At 72.0% G+C, this 9504-nt stretch carries 6 protein-coding genes; 5 read left to right on the plus strand and 1 reads right to left on the minus strand.

Features of this window, described 5'->3' with window-relative positions; translation table 11 throughout:
- Window positions 1–25: 25 nt before the first annotated feature.
- Window positions 26–1378 (minus strand): MFS transporter, encoded by a 1353-nt coding sequence (locus ACZ7HT_RS04160; protein ID WP_471159506.1) that lies wholly within the window; start codon window positions 1376–1378, stop codon window positions 26–28.
- Between the two features lie 196 nt (window positions 1379–1574).
- Here ACZ7HT_RS04160 and ACZ7HT_RS04165 point away from each other — a divergent pair, with 196 nt between their 5' ends.
- The 5 genes from ACZ7HT_RS04165 (at window position 1575) to ACZ7HT_RS04185 (ending at window position 9167) form a co-directional block, all read left to right on the plus strand.
- Complete coding sequence (locus ACZ7HT_RS04165) at window positions 1575–2762, plus strand: serine hydrolase domain-containing protein (protein ID WP_471159508.1); 1188 nt, start codon at window positions 1575–1577, stop codon at window positions 2760–2762.
- Between the two features lie 176 nt (window positions 2763–2938).
- A complete protein-coding gene (locus tag ACZ7HT_RS04170; protein WP_471159510.1) occupies window positions 2939–5170 on the plus strand; it encodes an MMPL family transporter in 2232 nt (743 codons plus the stop codon).
- Between the two features lie 120 nt (window positions 5171–5290).
- The gene (locus tag ACZ7HT_RS04175; RefSeq protein WP_471159512.1) at window positions 5291–6814 is read left to right on the plus strand and encodes a streptophobe family protein; all 1524 of its coding nucleotides are present in this window, start codon (window positions 5291–5293) and stop codon (window positions 6812–6814) included.
- 71 nt (window positions 6815–6885) lie between these two features.
- Entirely contained in the window at window positions 6886–7632 is a 747-nt protein-coding gene (locus ACZ7HT_RS04180) for a response regulator transcription factor (protein WP_471159514.1), read from the plus strand.
- The gene (locus ACZ7HT_RS04185) at window positions 7629–9167 is read left to right on the plus strand and encodes an ATP-binding protein (protein WP_471159516.1); all 1539 of its coding nucleotides are present in this window, start codon (window positions 7629–7631) and stop codon (window positions 9165–9167) included. The genes ACZ7HT_RS04180 and ACZ7HT_RS04185 overlap by 4 nt, the downstream gene beginning before the upstream one ends.
- Window positions 9168–9504 lie beyond the last annotated feature (337 nt).

The following is a 9504-nucleotide window of genomic DNA, read 5'->3' on the forward strand; positions in this document are numbered from 1 at the left end:
CGGTCCGCCGCGCCGACCGGCGGTCTCATCGCAGGGGGACAGTCGCGGCGACCGGAGTCAGTCGCCGCGCGTCATGCTCCGGCCGGATGGCGACCAGAGCCACCAGCCCACACGCCGCCATGACGGCGGCGGACAGGGCGAATGACTGGGTGTACCCGGCACTCTGCGAAGAGGCGGAGTCCAGCAGATGCCCGGTCAGGTACGGGGCGATCACCCCGGGCAGTGTGCCGGTTGCCGCGACGATGCCGAAGACCGCCCCCCGCTGCTGCGGAGGCGTCACGGCGGACGCCGTCATGTAGTGCAGGGGGAACGTGATGGCGTGCCCGCCGAACGCCAGGGCGAGCAGCACCAGGCGAGTCCCGCCGCTCACGAACGGGAAGCCGGCCATGGCCAGCGCCGCGACCGTGACGGCGATGCCCTGCGGGGCGCCGCTCGACCACCGGCGCGAGAGGCCGCGCCGGTGCAGGAGATCGAGGACCGGGGGCACCGAGAGCAGCAGGACGAGGCTGAAAGCGGAGACCACGCTGATCAGCGTGGCCGCGGCGCCGGGCGTCATGTCGAGCTCTGTACGCAGGTAGACGGGCAGCCACGCGTGGCTCAACGCCATCGCCCAGGAGGCGCCGAAGGCACTGGCGATGCTCCCGAGCACCGTGCCGTTCAGCAGGAGGAGCCGGTACGGCAGCCGCTGTCCGACGGGAGACGCGTACGCGGTGCCGGCGGGCGGGCGTCCACCACGGGTGTGTTCCTCGCCGTACGGGCCGTCGTGCCCCGTCCGCCACCACACCAGGCTCCAGGCCAGGCTGGCCGCCGCGAGTGCCGCGAACGCGGAGCGCCACCCGAAGCCGGTGATCAGCCACGTCAGGACCGGTGCCGCGATCAGCATGCCCAGTGCCGCGCCGCTGATCTGCAGGGCCGAGGGCAGGCCCCGCCGGTCCTCCGGGAACCACTTGTACAGGGCGTGCATCGACATCGACGCCGCCGGTCCTTCGGCGGCCCCGAGCAGCATCCGCCCCGCGATCAGGGCCGGCACCGACGCCACGAACAGCACCGGCAGCTGGGCCACCGCCCACAGGGCGGCCATCGCGAAGAGCAGAACCCTGCTGGAGACCTTCGCGGAGACGAAGCCGACGATCAGCCCGGACAGGCTGAACAGCAGCGCGAACGAGCTGGAGATCAACCCGTACGTGCTGTTGCTGATGTCCAGCTCGTCCATGATCGGCACGGCCGCGAGTCCCAGGACGGCCTTGTCCGCGTAGTTGATGAGCATGAACGTCACGATCAGCGCGGCGATCAGCCAGGCCCGCCGCCGGTCGAACGCCGGATGCGGTGGTGCTCCGGACGTCTCGCGGGGCGAGGCGGGCGGGGACGGTTCGGCCATGGGGAACTCCTGCGGCTCGGCGGGGAAGGGCGCGGAGGCGGTGTGAACGGGCCGATCCGGTGGGGCGGTCGACGGTTCACGCGGAAACGCGCATGGCAGGCGTACGGCGATCGGCATCGAGGTCTGTCGCCTGCTGCTGAACAGGTTGTACGTTAACGGCGTACTTGTTCAAGACCTCTGCGGTATGGAGTACCCCATGACCGACCTGCCCCGACTCGGTGATCTCTCGTGGACCCGCGGCTACACGGACCCCGCCTGGATCCGCCGCTTCACGTCCGCGGGCCGTGAGCTCACCCCCAGCCGCCGCGTGTGGCGCGGCCCTGAGCCCGCCCGGCCCCTGCCCGACCGACCCGCTGACCTCGACGCGCTCGACATCGAGCTCGGCGGCACCACGTTCAAGCTGGAGGACCTGTTCGCGGCGGCCCAGACGGACGCGTTCCTCGTGATGCACCACGGCGCCGTCGTCCACGAGACCTACCGGCATGGCACCGAGGCGCACACCCCGCACTTCAACGCCTCGGCGGCCAAGTCGTACATCGGCCTGATGGCGGCGACCCTGGCGCACCAGGGCCAGCTGGACCGATCGGCCCCGGCATCGGCCCACGTTCCCGAACTCGCCGGTACGGCGTTCGGCGACGCCACGATCGAGGACCTGCTGCACATGGGCACCCAGGTCAGCTACGCGGGCCGGCCCTTCGACAAGGCGATCGAGGCACAGCGGTACTTCGCCGTCATCGCCCCGCAGCTGCGGCCGTTCGGCTACCACGGCCCCACGACCATCCGTGAACACCTCCTGACCGCCCGCGCGACCGGTCGGCCGGGCACCGAGTTCCGCTACGAGAACGGCAATGTCGAGACGCTGGCCGAGGTCCTGCGCCGGGTCACCGGCCTCACCACTTCCGCGCTGCTGAGCGAGATGATCTGGTCGAAGATCGGCGCCGAGGAGGACGCCTACTACATCCTCGACGGCGACGGCGTCGAGGCGGCGTGCGGCGGCTTCAGCGCCACGGCGCGCGACGTCGCCCGGCTCGGAGAGATGCTGCGCTGCGGCGGTGCGGTCGGCGACCGGCAGGTCGTACCCGAGGAAGTGGCGACGACGATCACCAGCGGCGTCCCCGACGGCTATCCCCGGCGCGTACGGTTCCCCGCCGCACCGCCCGACTCGCCGGCCACGCTCTCGTACCACGACCTGTGGTGGATCCCGAACGACCCGTACGGCTCCTACCTGGCCAGCGGCATCCACGGCCAGCGGCTCTTCGTCTCACCCGGCCTCGACCTCGTCGCCGTCCACTTCGGTTCCCAGGTCATCTCCCCGGACGTGCCCGTCGCCCCGCTCGTCCAGGCGTTCCTGCGGATAGGGACCCACCTCGAAGCGACTCGGTGAACTTCCTGTGAATCGGGCCGCGGTGACAGCGGCCTTGCCGGAGATCCGGGCATCGCCCACCGCGGTGATGTCCGGAACTCTCAGGAAGTTCCCAGGATCTCTCCGGAGGTGATCAGGACGGGCTGACAGCGTCGGCACCTGTTCCGATACGCCTCGACCGACGTGGAGCGTCTGCTGTGGCCACATTCCTTTCCCGGCTGGGCCGGTTCTCCTTCCGGAGGTGCTGGCTGGTCGCGTTGCTGTGGGTGGTTCTGCTCGTGGGGACGGGGGTGCTGGCCGGGAGGGCTCCCGCCCCGCCGCCCAACGACTTCTCGATGCCAGGCACGGAGGCTCAGCAGGCCTACGACCTCCTGGAGAAGAGCTTCCCCGAGCTGAACGGCGACGGCGCGACGGCCCGGGTCGTGTTCCGGGCGGAGGACGGCAAGATCACCGACCCGGAGGCGAAGAAGGCCGTCCAGGAGACGGTCCGGGACCTCGGCGACGATCCGCAGGTCACGCGAGTCACCGACCCCTACGCCACCCGGTCGGTGAGCGCCGACGGCTCCACCGCCTACGCCCAGGTCTCCTACGAGGTGCCCGCCTCGAAGCTGGAGGAGAGCTCGCGCACCGCGCTGCAGGACACCGTCGAGAAGGCCGGCTCGACGGAACTGACGGTCGAGGTCGGCGGCAACGCCGTCAACGCGGTCGCCGGCGGCCATTCCTCCGAGGCCCTGGGCCTCGCGGTGGCCGCCGTGGTGCTCGTCATCACCTTCGGCTCACTGCTCGCCGCCGGGCTTCCGCTGCTCACCGCCATCCTCGGCGTGGGCATCGGCGGACTGGCCATCAAGGTGCTGGCGGAGCCGCTCGGGCTCGGCTCGACCACGAGCGGTCTCGCCACCATGATCGGCCTCGCCGTCGGCATCGACTACGCCCTGTTCGTGGTCTCCCGCTACCGCGCCGAACTCGCCCGCGGCCGCAGCCGCGAGGAGGCGGCCGGGCACGCGGTCGGCACCGCCGGATCGGCGGTCGTGTTCGCGGGCCTTACCGTGGTCATCGCCCTCGCCGGGTTGGCTGTGGTCGGCATTCCGCTGCTCACGCAGATGGGCCTCGCCGCGGCCGGCACGGTCGTCATCGCGGTGCTCATCGCCGTCACGCTGATCCCCGCACTGCTCGGGATCTGCGGCCGCCGGATCGGTCCGCCCCGCGCGAAGCGGCGTCGCGGCGAGGACGACAGTCCGAAGCGTGCCATGGGCGTGCGCTGGGCCCGGTTCGTCGTCCGGCGGCCGGTCGCCGTCCTCCTGGGTGGCATCGCCCTGCTCGGCGTGATCGCCGTGCCGGCGGCGTCACTGGAGATGGGACTGCCGGGCGACGAGAGCAAGCCCGTCTCGACCACGCAGCGCCGCGCGTACGACATGGTCGCCGACGGCTTCGGCCCCGGCTACAACGGCCCGCTCACCGTCGTCGTCCAGGCGGAGGGAGGCGGCAGTGCCAAGGCCACCGCCCAGACCGTGGCCGAGGACGTCCGCGACAGGAAGGACGTCGCAGCGGTCGGACAGCCGAGGCTGAGCAAGTCCGGCGACACCGCTGTTCTGACCGTCGTCCCGGCGACCGCGCCGGCGAGCACCGAGACGGCCGACCTCGTGCACGCGCTGCGCGACCCGGCACTCGCGAGCGACAGCGACGCCCACGTCCTGGTCGCCGGATCGACCGCGATGAACGTGGACGTCTCGCAGAAACTGTCCGATGCCCTGCTCCCGTACCTTGGGCTCGTGGTCGGCCTGGCGTTCCTGCTGCTCATCGTTGTCTTCCGGTCCCTCCTCGTCCCGCTCAAGGCGGCCCTGGGCTTCCTGCTCTCCGTCCTCGCCGGCCTCGGCGCGGTGGTCGCCGTGTTCCAGTGGGGCTGGCTGTCCTCGCTCTTCGGGGTCGCGGTACCGGGACCGGTGATGTCGATGATGCCGATCTTCATGGTGGGCGTCGTCTTCGGACTCGCCATGGACTACGAGGTGTTCCTCGTGACCCGGATGCGCGAGGCGTACGTCCACGGGCAGTCGCCGAAGGACTCCGTGGTCAGCGGATTCGAACACAGCGCACGGGTGGTGACCGCGGCGGCCGTGATCATGATCTCGGTGTTCGCGTCCTTCATGGGCAGCGACGAGCAGATGCTCAAGACCATCGGCTTCGGTCTCGCCGCCGCCGTCCTCTTCGACGCCTTCATCGTCCGCATGGCGATCGTCCCGGCCGTCCTGGCCCTGCTCGGCCGACGGGCCTGGCGGCTGCCCCGCTGGCTGGACCGCCTCGTGCCCGACCTGGACGTCGAGGGCGAGCGGCTTGAGCGGGACCGGAGTGACGCCACGGCCGGCACCGCCGAGACGCCGTCCCAAGGTCCCGACAGGGTCGCCGAACCCGCGGGAACCGGCACCGGTCACTAAGCCCGTGCCCAGGGCCCGACAACCCCGGTCCCGCGCCCAAGTCCACGGGGCGGCGACCCCCTCCCGCCGCCCCGTACCCCTCTCCCGTACCCCGTTATGTCGTACACAGGAGCCTGCCCCATGTCCTCCGCCCCGCCGTCCCCCCGTCCTCCCGGCTCGCCCTGGCGCCATGCCCTCGAAGGAGCCCTCGCTGTCGCGACCGCCGTTTTGGCGATGACAGCCACCGTATGGGCGGCGCTCACGGTCCTCGGCGCCGGAGCGATCGCCCCCGTCTCCCGCCTCGTGTCGATGATGGTGAGCATGGCCGTCGGTGGCGGCGTCACCGTGGAATCGGCGCCCTCCGCCGAGTCCGCCGACGGCGGCGGCCTGGGCGGCGGACTCGGCGGGCTGCTCGGGGGCCTGGGCGGCGGCGGTGGAGGCCTGAGCCTCGGCCTGACCGGTGCGGCCGAGGTGACGCCCCTGATGCTGACGTTCCTCGGCACGGCTGTCCTGGCGATCGGCTTCTTCCGGCCCCTGCGCCGACGGAAGCGGCCCACCGTGGCGCTGATGTGGGCCCGGTGCGGCGGCGCGCTGGTGACCTCGGCCGTGGTCCTCCCGATATCGGCCGGCCTGGCTCAGGGCACGGCCCGGCTGCCGGAGAGCGTGACGGAGCGCTTCGGCAAGGGCGCCTCGTCCGGGGCGTTCAGCCGGTTCGGAGGCGGCGCGGGCGGAGGCCTCACCAAGGGCCTGTCGTCGGTGATGTTCGACACCGACACCCCGGCGACCGTCTTCTTCGGCCTGCTGTGGGTCGGTGCCGTCCTCGCCCTCGGCTGTCTCGTGGCCCGCCGTACGACCCTGCCGCGCCCGGTCGCCCTCAGCCACCTGCGCCTGAAGTGGAACGCCGTCACCTCCACCCTGACCGGGATCGGAGCCGTGCTGTGCTGCTCGGCCCTGGTCGTCGCGCTCCTGGCCGGGGCCGCGGCCCTGACCGGCCGGGACCAGGCGGCCAAGGCGGCGGGCCTGCTGCTCCTCCTCGGACCCAACCTGATGGCCGTCCTGCTCACCGCCGGCCTCGGCACCTCCTGGCGGGCGGGCATGGAACGACTGCAGCCCGAAGGCGGCGGGATGCTCGGCATGCTCGGCGGCATGGGTGCCGCTCAGGGCGACGCGGCGGGCAAGGACAAGTCCGTCGACCTCGGAGGCTGGTCGGGCGCCGGAGTGCCGCTGTGGCTGATCGCCATGGTCCTCATGCTCCTCCTCCTGGTGATCGCCGGGTACGTGGCCTCCGCCCGCACCCCGGCCCGCACCCCGCGCGAGGACTCCGAGGCACTGCTCGACCGCCACGCGGAGATCGCCCTGCGCACGGGCATCGTGGTGGGCATCGCGGCACTGTTGCTTCCCCTGCTCGCGCAGGGGTCGGTGCGGATCGGCATCAGTCTCATGGGCAACGAGATGGGCGGCATGACCGGGGGACTGGACGGAGGGATGGGACTGTCCGCACTGACCGGCTTCGTCCTGGCCGCCCTCGCCTCGTACGCCGGCAGCCGCCTGCACAGTCGGCGCGCCCGGCGTTCGGGCATCGCCCCACAGCGGCCCGGCAGCACGAACCGACGACCGACCGCGACCCGAACCGCCACCCGGGTCCCGTCGGACACGGTGTCGTGAGCCCCATGTGATCTCCTGAGCAGGTCCCCTGTCGGCCCAGTCCCCAGTCCGTGAAGGCGGCGATCCACACCATGGCGGCATCCGCACCTACCCCGCACTCCGTGGGTCGCCCCCGCCGGCACCACCTGCTCGTCGTCGACGACGAGCCCACCGTCCGGGAACTGCTGCGCACCGCACTGAGCTATGCCGGCTTCGACGTCGACGCCGCCGCCACAGGTCAGGAAGCCCTCGACCTTGCCGCGGCTCGCACGCCGGATCTCGTCCTGCTCGACGTGATGCTCCCGGACATGGACGGCTTCGAAGTGATCCGCCGCCTGAGGGCCAAGCCCCGCTCACCCCTGCCCGGCCGGGGCGGCGACGTGCCCGTACTGTTCGTCACCGCACGGGACGACCGCCAGGACCGGCTCCACGGCCTGCGCCTCGGTGGCGACGACTACGTCACCAAACCCTTCGACCTGGAAGAACTGATCGCCCGCATCCAAGCCGTCCTGCGCCGCACCCAGGGAGAGCAGCCCGCCCGGATCACTGTCGGCGACCTTGAACTGGAACCCGAGAGCCACCACGTCACCCGGGCGGGACGGACCGTGCGGCTGTCGCCGACCGAGTTCCGCCTTCTGCACTTCCTCGTCGCCAACGCCGAACGGACCATGACGAAGAACCAGATCCTGGACGCTGTGTGGGAGTACGACTTCGGCGGCGACCCCAGCATCGTCGACACGTACATCAGCTATCTGCGCCGCAAGGTCGACCGGGTCGAGCCCAAGCTGATCCACACGATCCGAGGCGTGGGCTACGTGATCCGCGAGCCCCGGCCGTGAAGCGCCCGACCTGGTGGCCGACCAAGAGACGGCCGAGCAGGCTGTCCCTCCGCACCCGCCTGCTGTGCCTGACCACGGCCTTGGTCGCGGTCGGTCTCCTCGGCACCGGCGTGATCGTCACCACGGCCCTGCGCGGCTACCTCCAGGACCGTGTCGACGACCGGCTCGTCCTGACCGGGCAGATCGCCGCCCGACTCGCCCCGCCCGCCGGAACCGAGACCCCGCCGGGCGTGCAGGCGCTCAGCGTCCTCGGCGACACCACCGTGACGTATCTGGACGACGAGGGTGCCACCACCAGGGAGTTCGAAACGAGCACCGTACCCCCGGGCGGCGGTCCCGAGCTCCCGCCCCTCGACCGTGCGGCCGTCCTCGCCCACGAAGGCCGGCCCTTCACCGTGCCCTCGAAGGACGGCGACCACGAGTGGCGGGTCATCGCCCTCACCCAGCCCGCCCAGGTCTTCCCACCCGAAAGGGCCGAGGACCGGGGCAGCGTGGTCGTGGCGACCTCCCTCGACGAGGTCGACCGCACCGTCACCAAGACCCGCAACCTCTCCCTCACGGTGGGGGCCGCCCTGCTCGTGCTGCTGGCCGTCGCCGGCTGGTTCGCCGTCCGCTCCGGGCTTCGCCCCCTGACCCGCATCGAGGAGACCGCGACGGCGATCACCGCCGGCGACTACTCCCACCGCGTCCCCGAACTGGCGGCCCCCCACACCGAGGTGGGGCACCTGACCGCCTGCCTCAACCAGATGCTCGACCGGATCGACACGGCCTTCCAGGCCCGCTCGGAGGCTGAGGCACGCACCCGGCGCTTCTTCGCCGACGCCGGGCATGAACTCCGCACGCCCCTCGTCGGCATCAAGGGCTACACCGACCTCTACCGCATGGGCGCCCTGCCCACCCGCGAGGACGTCGACCAGACCATGACCCGGATCGCCGCCGAGTCCGAACGCCTCACACGCCTGGTGGAGGAGATGTTCCTCCTGGCCCGCCTCGACGAGGACGCGGTCTCCGCCCGCGAACCCGCTCTCGATCTCGACCTCGCCCCCATGGACCTCCGAACGCTGGCCGCCGACGCGCTGCACGACGTACAGGCTCTGGACGCGGCACGTCCCGTGACCCTCACGGGTCCAGGCGGCGGAAAGCCCGCCACCGCCCCCGCCGTCGCCGACGAATCCCGGCTCCGCCAGGTCGTCACCAACCTCATCGGCAACGCCGTCACCCACACCCCGCCCGGCACGCCGATCCGTATCGGCGTCGGCACGGCGGCCGACCGGGCAGTCCTCGAAGTCGCCGACGAGGGACCGGGCCTCACCCTCGCCGAACGCGACCGCGTCTTCGACCGCCTCTACCGCACCGACGACTCCCGCGCCCGCACCACCGGCGGCTCGGGCCTCGGCCTCGCCATCGCCCACGCCCTCGTCACCGCCCACGACGGCCGACTCACCCTCGACACCGCACCCGGCCAGGGCTGCACGTTCCGCATCGAACTGCCGCTGCCCGACGCGTCACAGCCAGAAGCGGACGGCAGCGGGTGAGGCACCGTCCGTGTCACCCTCTGCGATGGGTCCCGAAGGCGGTGCGCCGTAGAGACAGTGGCGAACCGGGTGGAGGAAGGCCCTGATGCACAGGCATGACGCGTGCTGGGGCGACAGCCTCATCGTGGAGACAACTACGGCTACGAGAACCCCGGCACGCTCCTCCTCGGCCGCAGCGTCGTCGGCGGCGCCGCGTACGTGGGCGTCTTCAACGGCATCGTCGCCGTCCGCGACGGCGCCCGACGCACGGCGGGGGGGGGGGGGGGGGGGGGGGGGGGGGGGGGGGGGGGGGGGGGCGGAGGGGGGGGGGGGGGGGAGTGTGCCGGGCTGGTTTTCT

This window comes from Streptomyces sp. NPDC037410 (genome assembly GCF_055602235.1).

Excerpts from the sequence above, each read along its gene's own strand:
- ACZ7HT_RS04175 (WP_471159512.1), top strand. The coding sequence starts at position 5,291 with ATGTCCTCCGCCCCGCCGTCCCCCCGTCCTCCCGGCTCGCCCTGGCGC.
- ACZ7HT_RS04165 (WP_471159508.1), top strand. The coding sequence starts at position 1,575 with ATGACCGACCTGCCCCGACTCGGTGATCTCTCGTGGACCCGCGGCTAC.
- ACZ7HT_RS04180 (WP_471159514.1), top strand. The coding sequence starts at position 6,886 with ATGGCGGCATCCGCACCTACCCCGCACTCCGTGGGTCGCCCCCGCCGG.
- ACZ7HT_RS04160 (WP_471159506.1), bottom strand. The coding sequence starts at position 1,378 with ATGGCCGAACCGTCCCCGCCCGCCTCGCCCCGCGAGACGTCCGGAGCA.